The 19225-nt window shown below is 56.7% G+C and carries 18 protein-coding genes; 5 read left to right on the forward strand and 13 right to left on the reverse strand.

Annotated features, from left to right (window positions below):
• Positions 1 to 293: 293 nt before the first annotated feature.
• From B3Y70_RS13775 to B3Y70_RS13800, 6 genes are all read right to left on the reverse strand, one after another.
• On the reverse strand, positions 294 to 596 hold the full coding sequence (locus B3Y70_RS13775; RefSeq protein ID WP_228285562.1) for a hypothetical protein: 303 nt from the start codon (positions 594 to 596) through the stop codon (positions 294 to 296).
• A gap of 203 nt (positions 597 to 799) precedes the next feature.
• A complete protein-coding gene (locus tag B3Y70_RS13780; protein ID WP_199452694.1) occupies positions 800 to 1618 on the reverse strand; it encodes an ABC transporter ATP-binding protein in 819 nt (272 codons plus the stop codon).
• 17 nt (positions 1619 to 1635) lie between these two features.
• The gene (locus tag B3Y70_RS13785) at positions 1636 to 2700 is read right to left on the reverse strand and encodes a FecCD family ABC transporter permease (RefSeq protein ID WP_199452696.1); all 1065 of its coding nucleotides are present in this window, start codon (positions 2698 to 2700) and stop codon (positions 1636 to 1638) included.
• A gap of 1 nt (position 2701) precedes the next feature.
• Entirely contained in the window at positions 2702 to 3706 is a 1005-nt protein-coding gene (locus B3Y70_RS13790; protein WP_199452698.1) for a FecCD family ABC transporter permease, read from the reverse strand.
• The gene (locus tag B3Y70_RS13795; RefSeq protein WP_228285563.1) at positions 3703 to 4626 is read right to left on the reverse strand and encodes an ABC transporter substrate-binding protein; all 924 of its coding nucleotides are present in this window, start codon (positions 4624 to 4626) and stop codon (positions 3703 to 3705) included. The genes B3Y70_RS13790 and B3Y70_RS13795 overlap by 4 nt, the downstream gene beginning before the upstream one ends.
• Entirely contained in the window at positions 4626 to 6743 is a 2118-nt protein-coding gene (locus B3Y70_RS13800) for a TonB-dependent receptor family protein (RefSeq protein WP_286896492.1), read from the reverse strand. The genes B3Y70_RS13795 and B3Y70_RS13800 overlap by 1 nt, the downstream gene beginning before the upstream one ends.
• A 907-nt stretch (positions 6744 to 7650) precedes the next feature.
• Here B3Y70_RS13800 and B3Y70_RS13805 point away from each other — a divergent pair.
• Positions 7651 to 8256 (forward strand): hypothetical protein, encoded by a 606-nt coding sequence (locus B3Y70_RS13805; protein ID WP_153740608.1) that lies wholly within the window; start codon positions 7651 to 7653, stop codon positions 8254 to 8256.
• 60 nt (positions 8257 to 8316) lie between these two features.
• Here B3Y70_RS13805 and B3Y70_RS13810 read toward each other — a convergent pair whose 3' ends face one another.
• Both B3Y70_RS13810 and B3Y70_RS13815 read right to left on the reverse strand, forming a co-directional pair.
• Complete coding sequence (locus B3Y70_RS13810; RefSeq protein WP_153740607.1) at positions 8317 to 9666, reverse strand: serine hydrolase domain-containing protein; 1350 nt, start codon at positions 9664 to 9666, stop codon at positions 8317 to 8319.
• A gap of 14 nt (positions 9667 to 9680) precedes the next feature.
• Entirely contained in the window at positions 9681 to 11198 is a 1518-nt protein-coding gene (locus B3Y70_RS13815; protein ID WP_153740620.1) for a phospholipase D family protein, read from the reverse strand.
• A 365-nt stretch (positions 11199 to 11563) separates the two neighbouring features.
• Here B3Y70_RS13815 and B3Y70_RS13820 point away from each other — a divergent pair, with 365 nt between their 5' ends.
• The gene (locus B3Y70_RS13820) at positions 11564 to 13132 is read left to right on the forward strand and encodes a methyl-accepting chemotaxis protein (RefSeq protein ID WP_199451829.1); all 1569 of its coding nucleotides are present in this window, start codon (positions 11564 to 11566) and stop codon (positions 13130 to 13132) included.
• A gap of 96 nt (positions 13133 to 13228) precedes the next feature.
• Here the strand turns inward: B3Y70_RS13820 and B3Y70_RS13825 are convergent, their stop codons facing one another.
• The 3 genes from B3Y70_RS13825 to B3Y70_RS13835 form a co-directional block, all read right to left on the reverse strand.
• Positions 13229 to 13405: a hypothetical protein gene (locus B3Y70_RS13825; protein ID WP_153740605.1), complete on the reverse strand. Its 177-nt coding sequence runs from the start codon at positions 13403 to 13405 to the stop codon at positions 13229 to 13231.
• A 120-nt stretch (positions 13406 to 13525) separates the two neighbouring features.
• The gene (locus tag B3Y70_RS13830; RefSeq protein ID WP_153740604.1) at positions 13526 to 14089 is read right to left on the reverse strand and encodes an NADPH-dependent FMN reductase; all 564 of its coding nucleotides are present in this window, start codon (positions 14087 to 14089) and stop codon (positions 13526 to 13528) included.
• A gap of 143 nt (positions 14090 to 14232) precedes the next feature.
• A complete protein-coding gene (locus B3Y70_RS13835) occupies positions 14233 to 14481 on the reverse strand; it encodes a hypothetical protein (protein WP_153740603.1) in 249 nt (82 codons plus the stop codon).
• Positions 14482 to 14678: 197 nt separating this feature from the next.
• On the opposite strand from B3Y70_RS13835, the gene B3Y70_RS13840 reads away from it, so the two are divergent.
• Positions 14679 to 15323 carry a hypothetical protein gene (locus tag B3Y70_RS13840; protein WP_023008653.1) on the forward strand — a complete coding sequence of 215 codons (645 nt, stop codon included), beginning with the start codon at positions 14679 to 14681 and terminating at the stop codon, positions 15321 to 15323.
• A 27-nt stretch (positions 15324 to 15350) separates the two neighbouring features.
• Here the strand turns inward: B3Y70_RS13840 and B3Y70_RS13845 are convergent, their stop codons facing one another.
• Positions 15351 to 16019 carry an alpha/beta hydrolase gene (locus tag B3Y70_RS13845; protein WP_153740602.1) on the reverse strand — a complete coding sequence of 223 codons (669 nt, stop codon included), beginning with the start codon at positions 16017 to 16019 and terminating at the stop codon, positions 15351 to 15353.
• A gap of 150 nt (positions 16020 to 16169) precedes the next feature.
• Here B3Y70_RS13845 and B3Y70_RS13850 point away from each other — a divergent pair, with 150 nt between their 5' ends.
• Together B3Y70_RS13850 and B3Y70_RS17545 are read left to right on the forward strand one after the other, a co-directional pair.
• Positions 16170 to 17852 (forward strand): molecular chaperone HscC, encoded by a 1683-nt coding sequence (locus tag B3Y70_RS13850; protein WP_153740601.1) that lies wholly within the window; start codon positions 16170 to 16172, stop codon positions 17850 to 17852.
• Positions 17852 to 18799, forward strand: a complete 948-nt coding sequence (locus B3Y70_RS17545) for an RDD family protein (RefSeq protein ID WP_153740600.1) — start codon at positions 17852 to 17854, stop codon at positions 18797 to 18799. Before B3Y70_RS13850 ends, B3Y70_RS17545 begins: the two co-directional genes overlap by 1 nt.
• A gap of 12 nt (positions 18800 to 18811) precedes the next feature.
• Here B3Y70_RS17545 and B3Y70_RS13865 read toward each other — a convergent pair.
• On the reverse strand, positions 18812 to 19225 hold a 414-nt coding region (locus B3Y70_RS13865; protein WP_288589964.1), incomplete at its 5' end, for a ParA family protein.

Genomic DNA, 19225 nt, shown 5'->3' on the forward strand with positions numbered 1-19225 from the left:
GTTTCCGGTTCTCGGAAGGCTTGGGTGAGCTTCCTACAGCCAAACTACAGGGAACGGTCCATGGCTTCATACTCAAGTACTGCATATGAGCAGGTTTCATGAACAGAAGAGGCTCCGCCAATCATACTGTACGAAATGGTTGTGATTAGTTTGGAGGCTCCGGAGGAAAGCCCTGACTCGATTGTTCGCTTTTGTTTAGGCGCCTAAGATGCTCGGCATAATCCCAAGTAGGATCACCGGCTTCCTTTGAGAACCACTACCTCACCAGAGAGTCCGCGATGTTTGATCCACGACTAAACCGACTCACGTGTCTTTTTTGTTATCTCAAACCTGACGGGCTGACTGGTTTTCTGCTGAATCACTTGCGCCCGGTCCAGAACCTCTCCATTTCTGGAAATATCCCGAACCAATAACCTAACCATGTCGAAAGAACGCAGTTTGCAGTCGATCGCCATGTTGACCATCGCCAGTTCTCGGACATTCTCTGCGATTTCTAACCGAATGCGGATTGCCCAGGTCTGTTCGAGTTTTAGTGGAAACTTTTTTCCGACTAGTTTTCCCTTGTTCCAGGGTAAATGACTGGTGGAAAGTGTCATGATTCGGCCCCCTTTAGAGGATAGGTACCGAAAATCATGACTCGTTATAGAGTTTTCTGCCTGCAAGGGGAACTGGCAGACCAGGGGCGCCAAGCCTACGTTCTGACCGATAGACCAAACTTCCCCTGCCGAAATTCAGCCTCTTTCGTTATAAGTATCTGCAGTAACGGGATAGAACCCGAGTGCTGGCTACGAGTTCTGAATTAAGAGGTAGCGACACAGCGAGGACGTTGCTTGGACCAGCTTTGAGCCGATTCTGCAAATCCGGTGCAAAACGGACGACCTTCCTGCCCCGTAGTAATGCTTGTATGCACCCGAAATACCCGGTTGACGAGGGATTCAGTAATAACTTCCGCAGGGCTACCGATGGTGTCGAGTTGGCCGTCAGCCAGCACCGCAATCCGGTCCGCAAATTGCGCGGCCTGGTTGAGGTCATGAAGTGACATGACCACGGTCAGTCCTTGTTGCTGGTTTAACGTAGACAGGAGCTCCAATACTTCCAACTGGTAGCCCCAATCCAGAAACGTGGTTGGCTCGTCTAGCAACAGGATATCAGTCTCCTGCGCCAGTGCCATGGCAATCCAGACCCGCTGCTGCTGCCCTCCGGAGAGCGATTCCACCGGTCGTTCCGCAAGGTCTGATACCCCGGTCATTGCCATAGCGTCGAGGGTTACATTGTCGTCAGTGGTGAGATTCCTCTGCCACCATTTACGGTGGGGGAAGCGACCCAGCGCAATCAAGTCCCGAACCCGGATACCATCGGGCACAATCGGCTTCTGGGGCAGCATGGCGAGCCTCAGGGCCAGTTTGCCCCGGTGCCATTGGTCAACTGGCTGATCGTCCAGGTAAACCTGACCGGACCGCGGGGGCAACAGGCCGGCGAAACTTTTCAGCAAGGTACTTTTGCCCGAGCCATTGGGGCCCAGCAGGCAGGTAATGCCACCCTCGGGAATAATCAGCGAGACGTTGTCTACAACCGTTTTGTCGCCATAAGCCAGCGAGAGAGACTCGGTTCGTAACATGGAGAAGGGGTCCGCCTTCAGGGTTGACGCGATAATAGATACAAAAAGAAGGGTACACCAAGGACGGCGGAAACGACGCCCACGGGCACTTCATAGGGTGTGAACAGCGTTCGGCCCAGTAAATCCGCCAGTACTGCCAGCACCGCACCCAATAGTACACACAACACCAACTGGACCGGAAGGTTAGCGCCGGCCAGCCGGCGGCTGATGTGGGGGATAAGCAGGCCAATGAAGCCAACGGGCCCGACCACGCCGACCGCGCTGGCCGCCAACAGGGTGGCGATCAGCAGGGCAAAGAAACGCCATCGGTTGAGACCCAGGCCCAGGGTGCGTGAGTGTTGGTCGTCGAGTTGCATCACATTCAGTGGGCGCATGAGCAGAACCACACCGATCAGCCCAACGAGAGTCCATGGCAGCAACGTGTGCAGGTGTTGCCATTCGCTACCGTACAGCGAGCCGGCCAGCCACTGGGCCACCAGCTCGGTATGGGCGTGGCCCCAGAACGCCAGTGCGCCGGTGGTCAGCCCGTGCAGCATACCGGCGATGACCGCGCCGGTCAGCGTCATTTTCACCGGCGACAGCTGGCCATGGCGCATGCCCAGGCAATACACCGCAAGCGCCGTCACCAGTCCGCCTGCCATCGCAAACAGCGGCAGGTATTGCAGGGCAAAGGAGGTATTGCTGTACGGATTCTCACTGGACACCAGCCAGTCACCGACGATGAAGGCGATAACGGCCACCAGGCTTGCGCCGGCGGAGATGCCGAGAATACCGGCTTCGGCGAGGGGGTTGCGGCTGAGCAACTGCAACAGCCACCCCGACAGGGCAAAGTGAATACCGATAAGGGCGCCGGTCAGGGTGCGGGGTAGCCGCAGTTCGAAGACGACTCTCTGTACGTGTTGTGAGCTGTCTCCGGTGAGCCCCGCCCACACCTGGGACCAGCTAAGGTCCACCGCCCCCAGCTGGACGCCCGCGACGATGACAACAACCAGGCTGAGCCCGCCGGCCAGAAACAGCCTGGCGACAGGACTGGCACCGGGAGGCCGGTTTGCGCGGGTTGGTGTCGTCGCCGGATTGGTCACGTTATGCGCTCCGGGTTGAGGCTCGCGAATTGAGCAGGTAGATCAGCCATGGGGCTCCGATCAGGGCGGTCAGCATACCGACGGGTAATTCCTGGGGGAAGGCCAGTTGCCTTGCCAGGATATCGGCAGCCAGCAGCAACAGTCCTCCAAACAGAGCGCTCAACGGTAGCCAGTGCTGAATCTGATCGCCCGTGAGCCGCCGGGCGATGTGTGGCGCCACCAGGCCAATAAACACGATCGGACCGGTGAAGGCGACCAGCGCGGCAGCCAGCAGCAATGCCAGTAACAGGAAAGTCAGGCGCCAGCGTCCGACGGCCAGGCCCATGGCCAGCGCCAGGTCGTCGTCCAACTGCAACACATGAAAGGGGCGCTGCATGACCAGCAGGGCACCGAGTGGCAGTAGCAGCCAGGGCAGCACCATCTGGAGCTGGAGCCAGCCCCGTCCCATCAGGCTGCCCGCCAGCCAATAGTAGAGTTCTGCCGCCTCCGCCCCGGATACCAGCAGAAGGCCGGTGGTCAGTGCCGTTGCCAGCGAGGTCACGGCGATGCCGGCGAGTACCACGCGCTCCGGCTGGAGCCTTCTTCGACCGGCGATGGCGAAGGTCAGAGCACCCCCGAGCAGGCCCCCGCCCAGCGCCATCAAAGGCAGCCACATTGCGCCCGGGGAGCTCAGGGTTCGAAGTGACACCACCGCCAGGGCGGCGGACGCAATCACACCGGTCAGGCCGGGGGATGCCAGGGGGTTCCGGGTAACGCCTTGCATGACGGCCCCGGCAACCCCAAGCGCGGCACCACCAAGAATGCCGAGCAGGTTGCGGGGCAGTCGCAACTCCAGCACGGTAATGCGCGTCAGCAGGCCGCTGGTGCCATCAATGGCTGACAGCAGCTGGAGCGGCGACACCCACTGGGAACCGGCCATCAGACCAACGAGAAACAGCAGAACCAGAAACAGCAGTGTTGCCACATAGAGCGTGGAGGGGCGTGCTGTCGAAGCGCTACCGATCATGTGCCGGAGTCCGGGGCCAGCAACAGACGCTGAATGTCATCAAGGATGCGCTCCCGGGCGATGGGTCCGGCGCCCTCTTTCCAGTAGTGCGGCATTTCGTAGACCTGGCCGGTGCTTACGGCCTTGAGATAGGGCCAGATTGGATTCATTGTGAACGCCCGCTGACGACTGGTGGGTAACAGGAGAATGGTGTCTGGATTGAGTTTCAGCAGGGCCTCAAGGCTGATCCGGTAGCCCAGGGGAATGCCGCTCTCGGGATTGGGTGGCTTGCCACCAACATTGTCGAAGCCCAGGCGTTCCAGCAGCGCGGTGGGCAGAAAGTGGTCGTAGTAGACAAAGGGCGTTTCACTGCCGCTGGTCAGCAGTGCCACGGTCCCCATGGGCTTGCCGTGATTGCGCTGCGCGAGCGATTGAACGTGTTCGAGGAATCGATCGTTGAGTGCCTCCGCTTTGGCCGGCTTACCCAGCGCCTGGCCTGCCAGCTCCACCGCCCGCAGGCTGTCCTCGACCGTTATCAGGTCCAGGGCCAGGAGCGGCGCGATGGCTTCGATCTGATCACCGTCCTTCTCGGTATAGCGGCGGATGGCGATTACGAGATCTGGGCGGACCGACGACAGCACTTCCAGGTTGGGCTGGTGTCGCGGTCCGAGACCCCGCACACCGCTTAACTGTGACGCCAGGTAGTCAGGCACCCCCTGGAGTCCGTAGTCGGTGACCGCGACCGGCGCTGTTCCCAGCGCCAGTGCGACATCCGCGCCGAAAGTCGAAATCGCCGCGGGCCGGGTTGCCGCAGCGGGCAACCGCAGGGTTTCCCCGCGGTCATCCGTCAGCCGGATGCTGTGGTTGTCCGCCCAGCCCGATACAGGCGAAAGCAGGACAACCAGCAGGCTCGTTGCAATCCGTTTCGGTAGTGAGGCCATCAGAAGTCCAGCTGGGCCTCGAGGATGAAGCTTCGGCCCGGCTGAGGTACCCGGCCGACCGGGCTGACGTCCACGCCCCGGAAGTAGTAATCCTCATCCAGCAGGTTGTTGACCGCCAGGCCAAGGTTCAGCACACGATCACCGCCCACCGCGAAGTCGCGCCCGACCCGGGCAGTCACCAGGTGGTAATCCGGCAATTCACCGGCGCTGCCATTGCTGGTTTCTTCTTCGGTGTTGTCGGCATCGCTGTAGCTTTCGCTCACGTACACCCAGTTCACGCTGGCGTCCCAGGCCTGGTAGCTATATACCGCATCGGCGCTGACCTTATGGGTGGGCGCGTTGGGAAGCTCGTTGCCTTTGTTATCGCCGGACAGCTGTTCGGTGTCCAGGAAGGTGTAACCCAGGCCCAGTTCCCACTGGCTGTTCACATTCCAGCGGTTTGCCAGTTCGATGCCCTGGTGGCGGGTTTCGCCCAGGTTCTCGAAGCGGCTGGTTGAGCGATTGAACTGGATCTGGTCTTCATAATCGATACGGAACAGGGTGGCGGATGAGAACAGGTCCGGTGTGACCTGCAGGCGTGCGCCCAGCTCATGGTTCCAGGCGGTTTCATTGGCCACTGCACCTTCACGGGTGGTCTGGGCAATCTGGACTGGCACCAGGGAACGCTGACTGTTGGCAAAGACAAACAGGTCATCAGACGCCTGGTAGCCGACGGTCAGGCCCGGCAGCAGCTCCTCCGCGTTGTTTTCCTCGGTGTTGCCACTGAGGTTGTCGCGGAAATCCATATCAACGTCTTCATAACGCAGGCCCGGCGTTACCGTCAGGCGATCATCCAGGAAGGACACGGTATCGCTGACGTAGAAGGCCATGGCCCGGGTGTCCAGGTGCCAGTCACGTGCCACGGAACGGTTACCGGAGGACAACTCCAGGCGATTGACGTCGAACTCCACATCCTCGCTGACAAATCGCGCGCCCAGGGTGATGTCATGGCGGCCATGGCGAATCGCGAGCCGGGGCTCAGTGCCCAGTGCCGTGAACAAACGTGGTGAATCCGCGACGTGAGTCGAATCCAGCCCCGGGTCCGCCCAGTGGCCAGTGCCGCTGAGGTTCTGGCCGAAGAAGAAGGTGCGGTCGGCATCGTGCACGAAATTGCGCCACTGGAATTCCATATTGTCGGTCGGCGTGTAGGTCCAGGTGAAGGTGGCGCGGCTCATGTCCGCTTCGTAGCCGTCGTAGGGACGCTGGCTCTGGGTGCGATCCTGCTCATAGGCTTGTGGCGTCAGGGCGCCGGGCAGTTCGGCATCGACACGGTAGTACTGCAGCTGCGACGCCAGTTCATGCTGGTCGTTCAGGTAATAACGGGCATCCAGGATCAGGTTATCCACTTCGGTATCGGAGTGGTCACGAAAGCCGTCGCCGCGCTGGACATTAGCCTGGAACTGCAGGTCGAGCTTGTCAGTGGCCCGGCCACCGACCCGGTAATAGGTGTCGGTAAAGACGTTGCCGGTCTCCTCCGCAATGGTTACCCGCTCACGAAGGGTCTGGGAGGTTTCCGCCGGAATCGGCTTGGTAACGAAGTTCACCACGCCACCCACGTTGTTAGGCCCGTAATGAACCGAGGCGCCGCCCCGGACAATATCCACGACTTCCAGGCTCGGAAGGGTAACGGGGAAGAGCGACACGCCGACGTTGCTGTAGGGCCCGATGGCAATCGGGTAACCGTCCAGCAGAATCTGAAGCCGTTCACTGCGCAGCGGATTCAGACCACGCACGCCGATATTGGGAAGAATGCCCGTGCCGGTTTCATCAAGCACTGTAACACCGGGTACCGGGCGCAGGGCGTCCTCCAGGTTCAGAGCGCCGGTCTCCTGAAACTCCTCTTCCTCCACCACCGTGCGGGCACCCGAGTAAGTTCTTTCGGATTCCTCCGTCGGCGGTCCCAGCCAATCAGCAGTAACCTCAAGGCCGGGTAACAGACCGGGTGTTTGTTCTTGCGCTTGTACTATCGCGGGGGAGGCAACCGTTGCAAGAAAAGAAAACGAAAGAAAGGTTGAGCCAGCGGACAGGCTCACGCGAAGACGCCGATTTGGCGAAGATGATTGACCGGGTGTTGGCATTGGGATCTCCAGCAGTGGGTATACTTATGCATGCGTATAATACTGATAATAATTCGCATTACAATTCTGAAAGAAATCGTTACCAACAATGAGCACTATTTCCTGCCTTCCAACGGAACTAGACGTCTTGCAGCGGGCGGCACGTTGCTCACCTTCAAGTTGCGGGGTGTGAATGTTCGCTTTTGTTTAAATTCGAGCACTCGCATTTGCATTGATCGTCATCATGGCGAGTACATTTACCCTTCTGCACCTCGCTATCAATGTATACACACGGCCAGAGGAGCGGCGCCTGCAGCTAAAGCTAAACCGAGATGACGCCCCAGTTGAAGTGAAAACAGGTGCAGGTCATATTCGGTTCGGTTTCGGCCGGGCGTAAATAGCGACACGCTCGCTAGCGCATACCTTTTTACCTTCAACCAGCCCTCTCATAGCGTACAGTTTGCTATCATGAGGTCACCAACAAAGGTGACACTGAAAACAGATGCTCGCAATTTTGATGACACTTGGATCAAATTCCGCGATCGGGCCGAGAAGAATGCTATGTAGCGAGAGCATTTGGCAATCTAGGTGGAAGCTATGTGTCAATTAACGCACCAACTGGCTGTTTCAAAAAGCAGCTGTTCCGCCCCCAGATCCGAGAAGCATGAAACCAGTCGCTCCAAAGTCACGACAAAATCACGACAATTGCTCCGGAAACCTCGTCATTACTGAGGTGAGAGTGCCGCCTCCGGGCACCATGAATTCAATGACTTAGCCCGCCTTGTGCGGGCTTTGTTGTTTCTGGACCACTCGCCACTCTCATACAGCATTGACCGTGTCTTGCACCGCACGTAGGAACTCCGCGCTGCACGTGTACAGTCCGTCAGCTAAAGGGCGCCTCGCAACAACACTGGAAACGGAATTCTTCATGCCATACTGGAAAATACTCGGCTTACTTTCCCTTCTGACCGCTCTCACCGCCTGTGATAACAATGCCCGAAGCGAACTTCTTTGCACGGCAGAGTATCAATACAACACGTCGGGCGCCGATGCTGCGATCGCCGTCGTGCGTCAGATCGGTGACGAACACGACTACGTGGTAGGCAACAATGTGGCGCGGTTTCTAATTCTACGGGGTGCTGATACCGGCAACGTTGACGACTTTGACGAAGCCAATGCCGTGTTGAGTGCGATGAAACCAGCGTCAGCCGACGATCCAGAACTTATTATCTCCCGATATATTAGCGTCCTTCGATTTCTAGCAATTGCTAATGGTAGCGACCGCAACGGCGCCCGCCAGGAGTTGACTCAATACTGTCGCGAGTCGACCCAGCCAGAAGCTGAGTGCCTTAGAAATACCATGACCGAAATATTCGAGCACATCGCCCTTTCTGACGGAACGAAGAATAATTCGTACAAAGATCTCTCGAACCTTTTCAACGAAACCTACCGGTCTGAGTTCAATGACCCTAGTTTGGATGTGCTACGCGACTACTCTCGCTCTGTGGTCACCAGTTGCGGAACGAATGAGTAGCCTGCTCTTAGAAAATTTCTGAACCAATTCGCAAAAGGTTCGGGACCGCTCCTGAAATAACTACAGGTCATCCAGCAGAGGTTTGGTACCAGAGCCAACAAACTGTTGAGCCATCAGATAATCCGCCACAGCCCGGTAAGCCGGCAAGGAAGTCGGATCATTCGCCGCATTGCCGGCAACCGGGTTGGAGGCAAAGCGGACGATGACCATATCGGCAGCAGGATCTATCCAGATCGTTTGGCCATGCACACCGCGCGCCGCGAACGCCCCGTGGTCGTCGTGGCTGACCCACCACATGCCACGATAGCTCCAGCCATCGAGAAGTTCATATCCGGCTTTGGCAAACACCGCCCGGTCGCCACCATTGCGAATACTGGCAATCGCCTGAGCCGGGATAATCTGCTCGCCGGCCCACTTGCCCTCGTTCAGCACGAGTAGACCGATTCGCGCCATATCACGCAACGTGGCGTTGAATCCGCCACCCGCAAATGGAGTACCTATGGAATCGACCGTATAGAAAGCTTCACGCTCTGCCCCGATCTTTGACCAGATACGCTCGGAAAAGTAGTCGGCAACCGAAACCCCGGTCGTTCTTGCGATCAGCCAGCCCACCACATCTGAATTAATGGTTTTGTAGCCGAACGCTTCACCATGCTCTCCGTCTTTTCTGACCGTTTTCAGGTAATCGAAGTAGCTTCGGGGCCCTTCACGTTGTTCGCTCACCAGATACGGGCTCCCGGCCCTGGCATAGGTCCAGACTTCGGCATCAGGATCAGAGTAGTCTTCCGAGTAGTCCAGCGCGGTGGTCATATCCAGAACCTGGCGAACCGTTGCATCACCGAATGCACTGCGCCCCAGTTCGGGAATGATGTCTCCCACCAAAGCGGCTTCATCCAGCGTGCCTTCGGCCATCAACACCTCGCCGAGAAGCCCCGTCAGGCTTTTGGTAACGGACATTGCGCCGTGCAGAGTGTGCTCATCAAGGCAGCCATCGTAACGCTCATAAACCACCCTGCCCTGGTGCAGAACCAGGATGCCATCGGTGTAATTCGCGTCAAAGGCGTCGCGCCAGGTCATCGGCGCCTTACCTCCCAGGGGCAAGAACTCGACCCCGTCTATACCGGCGTCGATGTCTACGGGAAGCTCACTGACACCCTCGCTGCCATTACGTACCACCGTCGTCGGCATCAGCTCCCGGAAATGACAGACCGTCCAGCGCAGTTTAGGAAAGGCAAAATAGTCCGGATCCGTGAAGCGAATCGTTTTGTCGGGCGCCGGAGGAAAACCTTGCATCAGGCCGAGAGCGTCTGGAGTGGAGTCCGGCGCAGACAGCGGTGTCGCTTCCTGGGCCACAGCAGTCCCGCCAAGCAACAGAGACAGCGCAAAGCCGAGATGTACAGCTGAGTTCATTGTCTTTTCCTTATTCAAAGCAGCCACTCAATTGGCAGTATCGACAACAGGAAAATCCCCGTGCGTTGCAAAAATCCTGTATTGGGTTCCTGCTCATGGCGGATGACATCGCCATCAACGTGCTCTACCCAATAAAGCTCACCGTTCTCGGTTAGTCGAACTTCGTAAGCCCGCAACGGGATGCTTTCTTCAAAGGCCTCGTGGATCTTTTCTGAAAGCGCCGGGCTCTCAATCACAAAGCCCAGCTCGGTGTTCAGGTTGATTGAGCGGGGATCGAAATTGAAGGAGCCAACGAACAGTCTCTCGCCGTCAACGGCAAAGGTCTTTGCATGCAGGCTGGAGCCCGAACTACCGAAGGGCCCGGCGCTCTGGTTCCGTTCAACATCAGGCGAGAGCCGCCGCATCTCATACAGATGGATACCGGCCTTAAGCAGAGCCTTGCGACGTTTGGCATAACCCGCATGAACAGCGGCTACGTCGGTGGCATCAAGAGAATTGGTCAGTATGCTTACCTCAATACCTTTGTTCGCCAAAGCCGCAAACGCATCAACACCCGCCCGGGTTGGCACGAAGTACGGGGAAATCAATGCGACCCGGGATTCTGGTTCTCCAAGAATCTCGCCAAGCTTATACGCCAGCAGATCTTCCCTTTCAGATCTCCCAAGCCCTTTGGCGGGGCTATCACTGACCATTCGGGTTCTGGCCCAGTCGAACTCCAGTACCCCAGACAACAACTGACGCACAAAATCAGATTCGGAAACTGCCTTCACATAGTCTGTCGCCGCCTGGTCGTTCTCAAGCTTCAGCGCACGACGCTCCAGCTCGCGCAAATCCGCATCGGAAGCGGCGGGCAACAGCTGTTCAACGGGATACGCGGAGGCACTGGCCCAATAGCGATCAAAATCACTCGATACCTCAGGCACCACCGGGCCAATGGCCAGCACGTCCAGATCCGCAAAAAGAACGCCGGCGGTGGCACCAAAATACTCATCGCCGATATTCCGGCCACCGACAATGGTGGCCTGGTTATCCGCCGTGAATGACTTGTTGTGCATGCGCCGGTTAGCCCGCGAGAAGTCCGTCAGGTACCCCAACCATTTGGGATTACGGATCACAAACGGGTTAAAGAGTCGTACTTCAATGGAAGGATGACTTGCCAAGGCAGCGAGTTCGGCGTCTAACCCGGAGGTGCCGTTATCATCCAGCAGCAACCGGACCCGCACTCCCCGCTCAGCCGCCGTATGCAGCTCTTCCAACAGCAGTGTTCCGGTTATATCGCCATGCCAGATGTAATACTGAACGTCCAGAGTTCGATCGGCGGCGCGCGCCAGCAGAACGCGGGCAGCAAAGGCATCCCGAGGGTTTGCCAAGGTATGGATGCCACTATTACCAGGATAGCTCTCCAACTGCGGCGCAATGGCCTGTCCGAGCCGGGTATCGGCGGCCTCATCCAGGTCCAGGGCGCTGGACTCCGATCGGTCAGCGATTGGCAATGCGCAGGCCGACAACAAGACCGATAAAAAGAAGACCATCAGCAACGTTAACGTCCGTTGCTTTGGATTCGCGAAACCAAAATCCGGAATAAATTGTCTCAACGTGCCTGCACCAATAGCGCCCCAACTCGCATGAAAACAGATTTGCCCAGGTAATGACCATAGGCGTTGATATCCAATGGTCAGACTACCATGTCGCTGGCGTCCGCCCTCTGCCCTATTAACAATCGGGCGATTATTCAGCCGGTCCTGGGTCCTGGCGCAAACACCATCCTTAGCCATTCTTACAATTAAATTTACAAATATTTTTCGAACTCAACTAAAAATTCAGGAGAAAATGCCGTATACCGTTCCAATAGGCTATTAAATGACTCGCAGGGAGGCGGTTACCAAAGGAAAAATCGATGCGTGCTTTTTGGGGAAACCTTGCGGTGGGAAAGAAGCTGGCTTCCAGCTTTGCGATTCTGGTGCTGCTCATCCTGATCGTCGCGGTCGTCAGCATCACCTCACTCAACGACTACAACCATCGCGTATCGATATTAAAACAGGCCAACCAAGCTGAAATCTCGTTGCTGGAGGCTGAGCGGGAGGAGAAGAACTATCGGATACACGAAACCCCCGAATCCATTGATCGAGCCGCCGACTACCTGGTGCAAACCAAAGCCGCTCTGGCCACATTGATGACACTGATCCAAAACGCAAGCGACCGGCAACTGGTTGAACAGATACGCGCCGATATCGAAGACTATCAGTCTCTCCTGAACACCTATACGGCAAGCCTATCCGCAGGCGCTTCTGATACGTCGTCCCTCGAAGAACAACTATACAAAGCCGCTCACAATGCCATTGGCAAGACCGAGGAACTGAAAGAGCGCGAGCGGATTCTGATGGAAGAGCGTTATGACCTGACGGTTATCGAAATCATCGCTATAACCGCACTGGCCATGTTTGTGGCGGCGATCGTGGCATGGACCCTCACTCGATCAATAACACGTCCGATCAGCGAAACCCTGAGTATTGCCAACAAGGTTGCATCGGGCGACCTCACCGTGGACAGCCGAAGTAGTCGTGGCGATGAGTTTGGCCAGCTGTTGGCAGCGTTTGGCATCATGGTCACCAACCTCCGGGGACTGATTCAGGAAATCAATCAGGGTGCGGCCAGCATCGCTTCGGCGTCAGAGGAACTCTCTGCGGTCACCCACCAGACAAATATGGGAGTCGCCGAGCAGAAGTCGCAAACAGATCAGGTCGCCACAGCGCTGAATCAGATGGTCGCGACGGTCACTGAAGTTGCTCGAAGTGCCGAAGCCGCCTTTCAGTCCGCAAATCACTGCAGCGACAAGACAGAAAGTGGTACAGCGGCTACCAACGAGACCCTCAGCTTCGTATCCGAGCTGAACTCGCAAAGCACCTCGGTCATGCAGCAACTCAATACCCTGAAAGCCGAAACCGACAATATCGGCACGGTGCTGGACGTTATCAAAGCAGTTGCTGAGCAGACCAACCTTCTGGCGCTGAATGCTGCGATCGAGGCTGCCCGGGCCGGAGACCAGGGGCGCGGCTTTGCCGTAGTGGCGGATGAAGTAAGATCGCTTGCCAAGCGAACCCAAACGTCTGCAGTGGAAATCGAGTCCTTGATCGGCAACCTTCTCGCCAGCGCCGAAGCGGCCGTATCAGACATGGGGCGCGGGCACCAATTAGCCAAGCAAACACTGGAACGGGCAGAACTGGGAGGCACAGCCATTCAGGCCATTGCGGAAGCTGTTGAAGAGATTCGCCGTTACAACAGCCAGATCGCTACCGCCGCTGATCAACAGATTTCGGTTGCCGAAGACATGAACAAGAATATGACTCAGATCCGGGATATTGGAGACCAGTCTGCGGCCTCCACGGAGCAGGTATCGGCGGCCAGCGAGGAGCTGGCAAGACTAGCCGAAGGGCTTCACACGCAAATCGCGCAATTCCGGTACTGATCAACCCAGCGGGCCTTCCGATCATGAACGACAACAACTTGAAGCGGGCAGCGAGGTTCGAGGTATCGATTAGGAGCTCGCTGACGCCAGAGACTGTTAGCCGACCCGGGCCTGCAGAGGGGACATCTTCCGCTCCACCTCCCCACGTTCCTCCTGGGCTCTTTTCAAGCGGGAATAGTTGGTTGGGGTCGGTTCCCGGTCATAGCGTGTCTGCGCCTGATGCGCCAGATCGCACTTCTCCAGCCACTGTTCGATAAGCTCTACTGTGCTCATGGTTCACCTCCGTTTTCGTTAGGTATGCGTTCACCATAAACGACCCACGGAGGTAGAATCCCGAAAGCTTTATGCTTGAATTGTGGCAAATAATGATCGGAAATCAGAGCGCCCGGTGAGTTAGCGCATGGCCTTCATTCCCTCGGCCCACTTGGCCAGCTCCGTCAGCATGGTCGAGGCCGATCCAGTATGATGCTCGGCCGCCTGGAACTTGCGATTTTCGTCCAGAAGTTCCCAGGGCATCTGCACCATCACGCCCTCCACCATGGGCATCATTTTAACGGTGGTCACCAGTTGTTTTGCCATCTGGGCAGACCTAAGCCCGCCAGAGACGCCGCCATAGCTGACAAAGGCACACGGTTTATAATTCCACTCGTTGTACACGTAGTTGATCGCGTTGATGAAGGAAGGCGGCGGGCAGAAGTTGTACTCCGGAAGCACGAACACGTAGGCGTCTGCGCCGGACACACTCTCCGACCAGTTTTTCGTGTGCTCGTGCTGATACTGCTGCTGACGCGGGTGATTGGGCTCGTCATAAACCGGCAAGTTAAAATCCGCCAGATCCACCAGCTCACTGTTAAAAGCACCCTGTTCGTTGGCAAAACCGTTGAACCACTCAGCGATGGCGGGGCCTACACGGCCGGGGCGAGTACTGCAGATGATTGTCTGTAACTTGAGGGACATGGCAGGTTTCCTTTTGCTGAATAAACAGATCCACCAACGCAAACCGTACAGCAATACCGGTTCACGCCGTTATGTAGTCTTGATCAGTCTAGCCTCAGCGCCAGGCGATAGATAACACAAGCTTCTGCAGTAATTGTTCAGTTTTACTGACGATCCCGGAGCACCTTCCAGTCCAGAACATTTCCCTCGGAATCAAACTGAACATAGCCAGAATAGCCGTCGGATTCATGCCAGGTCTTAACGTAACCGACCACCTGGCCATCTTCGGCAATCATTTCAAAGGAGGTGTTCTTCTCGTGGGTAATGCGTTCATCATCACTGTCAGGAGCGACTTCTTGAAGCTTCAGGTTCGGGTTTCCGGGAAGTGCGATATCGAGCAGATGTGAGTTCATGGCAAAACCTCTTCGGGCATTCAGGCAGGGGACCGGTTTCGATCCGTCACGGCCAGTGTAGGCAGGATTTGTGTCGCTGCGTTGACACACCTCAAGACCGTTTCCGTGTTCAGCAGACTGTCACAATCCATGTCTTTGAACCCTGGACCGGCTGGCTGCTATGTTAGTTCCGAAAACAGGAACCGGAGGCTACCCCAATGGACTACGTCAGCCCGATCAGCAGCGCCATAATGGCGGTTGTCTGGATCGTCTACTTTCAGCTGTTTTTCCTGCAATACAAACGAAATAACCGCCCCTATCTGGTCATCCACCATGCCCAGAACGAGAACCCGGATGCACTGTGTTTGCTGGTGAACATGGGGCAGGAAACGGTGCATATTCAGTGTGTACAGGTTGTGGTGCATACCCGGGCTGGGCAAGAGAAAACCCTGACGGTTACGCAATACGAGAGCGTCGCACCGGATGACTCCAACGTACAGCATGCTCTGCGGCAAGGCCCGGTGCCTTCCGGTGGCTACCTGGTTCTGGGCTCGTTCCGGAATGTGATTCTCGGCAAGAACAGCGAGGACGAAGACAGCGACTATCTTTTCGAGGACATTACAGGATTTGAACTTCGGGCAGCCGTGATTCACGGCCCCAGCACCTACCCCGTAGGTGTGCGCCGGAGCTTCACTTTGCGCCACGATGGCAGACCCAAAATATTCCCGCACAACATTCACAGCGAGCAGCTAAACCGGCGCAGAGACCGCAACGAGGTACGCCGCTGGCTTGAGGAAGAGCTTCAGCCCAAATGCAGAGGTCGTTCGGAATCGGACAGCTCCGACCAGTCCGCCAGCGAATAGAACGGGGAAGATGAGTCCCCGTCCGAGTTAGCGGTCTCCCGAGGTCAAACGAGACAGGAAAGCGTCCAGGTCTCTTACCTCTTCAAGGCACAGGCTATGTTCCATTCCATAGCTTTGATACTCCGGCTCGTACCCGAGATCCTGAAGTTTCCGAAGTGCCGCCTGGCCAAGTGTATCGGCCACGATAGGGTCGAAGCGACCATGGCCGATAAATACCGGCAACTTGCGGTTGGCTTCGCTCAGCTCAATGGTATCAGCCGTGGCAAAGTAAGTAGACAGCGCAAACAGGCCACCAAGACGTTCCGGATAGCTGAGAGCCAGTTCATAGGCCACCGCACCGCCCTGGGAGAATCCACCCAGGATAATGTTTTCACTGGCAACGCCCCGCTCCTGCTCGGCCCGGATCAGCTCTGCCACCATGGCTGCGGACGCGCGAAGCTGTTCGGCATCAACCTTACGATCGACGTCCATGGCAAGAATGTCGTACCAGGCAGGCATCACCATTCCGCCATTGATGGTAACTGGCAGCTCCGGTGCATGGGGAAAAATGAAACGGACGGGCTGCTCCCGCGAGAACCGGAACTCCGGAACCACCGGCTCGAAGTCGTGACCGCTGGCGCCAAGACCGTGCAGCCAGATTATGGTGGTTTGCGGGTTGTCGCCGGTGTCGATTTGCAAAGTATTCAGAGTGCCCATCCGTTCTCCGTTATGTCAGTAACAGGTTGTCATCCGCCTGTAGATTCGATAATTTTCCAGTCCTTGCCACGCTCGGCCTGATGGATACAGCGAGCGCACAGCCTGCCGATTTGAATTCGGCAGCCCACTATAAAGGAACATGGACGTACAATGACAACCATTGGTATCGACCTTGGCACCACCAACAGTGCCTGCGGCGTCTGGACGAAAGACGGCGTAAAACTAATTCCCAATCGCCTTGGCGAAATCCTGACACCCTCCGTGGTCAGCCTTGACACCAACAACGAATTGCTTGTCGGCCGGGGCGCCAGGCAACGTCTGATCAATCACAGCGATCGTACCGTGGCCACGTTCAAACGACTGATGGGTACGGACCATACCGTTTTTCTTGGCCGCATGGGGTTCAACGCGACGGAACTGTCTTCGCTGGTTCTAAGGTCTCTGAAAGAAGACGCGGAGGCCTTTCTCGGAGAACCGGTATCCAGCGCCGTCATCAGTGTTCCTGCCTACTTCAGCGACAACCAACGCCAGGCAACCCGACAAGCCGCAGAGCTTGCCGGCCTGAAGGTGGAGCGCCTGATTAACGAGCCCACAGCCGCCGCGATTGCCTATGGTCTGCATGAAAAGCAGGAAGGCATGTTCCTGATTCTGGATTTTGGTGGCGGCACCTTCGACGTCTCCCTGCTCGAATATTTTGACGGTGTTATGGAAGTTCATGCCAGCGCCGGTGATAACCACTTGGGTGGCGAGGATTTTGTCGACGTCATGGTGGCGGATGTGCTGGCGCGCAACGGCCTGTCCCAGGAAGCTATTCCACCCCTTGATCTGCAGAACCTGTATCTCCAGATGGAGGGTGCGAAACGCAAGCTGGGGCCGGGCCAAACGCTCACACTGACGCTTGGGAAGAAAACGGTGGAATTCGAAGTAACCCAGGACTGGTTTATCGAAATCTGCACCCCACTTTTGCTACGCGCCAAGGCACCTATCGAAAGAACACTGCGTGATGCAAAGATACCCGTAGCCAGCATAGACGATGTCATCCTGGTGGGCGGGTCAACCCGGCTGGCTCCTTTCCGCGCCATGGTCGGGCGTATGTTCGGCAGACTGCCCTCCTGCCATATTGATCCGGATACTGTGGTTGCCATGGGCGCCACCATCCAGGCCGGACTGGTAATGCGGGACGAAGCCCTGGACGATATCGTGCTGACCGATGTCTGCCCGTTCACATTGGGTACGGCTGCCTTCAATGAACCCTATGTCGATGAACTCAGCTACTTTCCGATCATTGAACGCAACTGCGTGGTTCCAATCAGTATCGTTCGAAGACTCTATACGGCAAGCCACAACCAGTCGGTGGTGGGTGTTAAGGTCTACCAGGGCGAAAGCCCGAACATAAACAAGAACATATTCCTGGGTGAGATAAAGGTCCGGGTACCAAAAGGCCCCAAAGGCGTTGAAGCTGTGGATGTGCGTTACAGCTACGATGCCAACGGCATTCTGGAAGTGGATGTTACAGTGGTCTCCACCGGAGTGAACAAACAACTGGTTATAGAACGTGCCCCGGGAGCTCTCAGTGACGCTGAAAAAGAGGCCGCCAGAGCTAAACTCGCCGGGCTCAAGTTCCATCCCCGGGACGGTGAAGAGAACCGGATGCTCGTGGCAAGGGCGGAACGCCTCTACGAATCGAGTCTGGACCACCGGCGAGAGTTTGTTGGCAAATTGCTCGATCGCTTTCATTACGCTCTGGACCGGCAGCTTCCTCATGAGATAGAGGAAGCACAGACCTATATGAAAGACATGCTGGATCAGCTGGAAAGCGAGCACTGGTTCTGATGTGGCCCTGGTCTGAGCTCGGGCTGGAATCTACCGACGATGTCCGGGCCATCAAGAAAGCCTATGCCAGGCTTCTGAAACAGACCCGACCCGACGAACACCCTGAAGCCTTCCAGCGCCTGCATCAGGCCTACAAAGAGGCTCTGGCCAGCGCACAACCAAAGAACCAGCACCCGGCTCCCAAGTTTGGTGAGCCGGCGCCGTCAGAGCCGATACAGACGCCAGAAGAACCCTCTGCGGCATCAAAACTGTTTCAACCGCTGAATGACTCTGGCAACACGCCACCGCCAAACGCTGACCCATTCCCGGGTCAGCCTGCGGGACAGCAACCACTTCAGGTCAATGAGCCTCCTCCAGACAACAAGCCTTTTTTCGACAACACGGACAACAAGCCCGAGTCCCTCGAAAACACAAAGCTCACACTTGAAACCGAACCGCCGCCACAGACGGATATTGATCCGGCCAAACCCGTTCCCGGCGAAAAAATCTTTCGGTTTATCCGGGGCGGACGTAGCACCGCGGCACCACCACCGATTGAAGATACCCCAGTGGCGAGCTACCGAATGCGGGCTTTGGCGTTTGCACTGGATACGATTGCCATAGCAGTTGCTCTGGCCATTGGCCAATTCCTGTTAACCGCCATTACGGGTAAAGCGGGCTTGCCTCTATGGATTTTAGCTCCGGCAACTTACCCACTGGCGGCTCTGCTCTTCGAGGGGTCACGCTGGCAGGCCACCCCCGGGAAAAAACTGCTTGGGCTCAAAGTGGTCAATCGCGAACTGATGCCGCTATCAAAACGCCACAGCCTGGGGCGCATTTTTACATTCGTTGTGACCACCGCGTTGCTCTGGAAAGGCATCTGGCTGGTCAATGCGTTTCTGCGCGGCCGGCTACTGCATGATCGGCTTAGTAAAAGCTACGTTGTACATGTGAGCAACCTTCCCTGAAGGCTGAACAAACTAGCGAAACATTCGTTTCCGGCTGAGACCAAGATCGGCCTGAATCGCCTGCCATATTTTCCGGTATTCCTCGGCTGCAGGACTGCGAGGCGCCAATCGTTCCAGAGGCTGCCCCTCCTCCCCCATTCGTTCCACCACACTGGCATAGGGAACGGCGACCGGCATCGGATTCGTCAGCAGCTCCGTTCCCCTTGCCAACACATCCCGATGCAGATTCTTACGCCTATCCACCATTGAAAAGAACGGACGCAGCTTCTTAACACCGAGTTTTTTATCTTTTACAAAGTCTTTCAACTGATCCCAGCTGTTCAGGGACAACCAGGTGGGTACCACCGGTACATACACCTTGTCAGCCACATCCAGCACCTGCTCGGTAAGCCGGGATAACGTGGGCGGGCAATCCAGAATTACCAG

The sequence above is a fragment of the Marinobacter sp. UBA5687 genome (assembly GCF_002420325.1).
In the GTDB taxonomy this organism is placed as follows: Bacteria; Pseudomonadota; Gammaproteobacteria; order Pseudomonadales; family Oleiphilaceae; genus Marinobacter; species Marinobacter nauticus.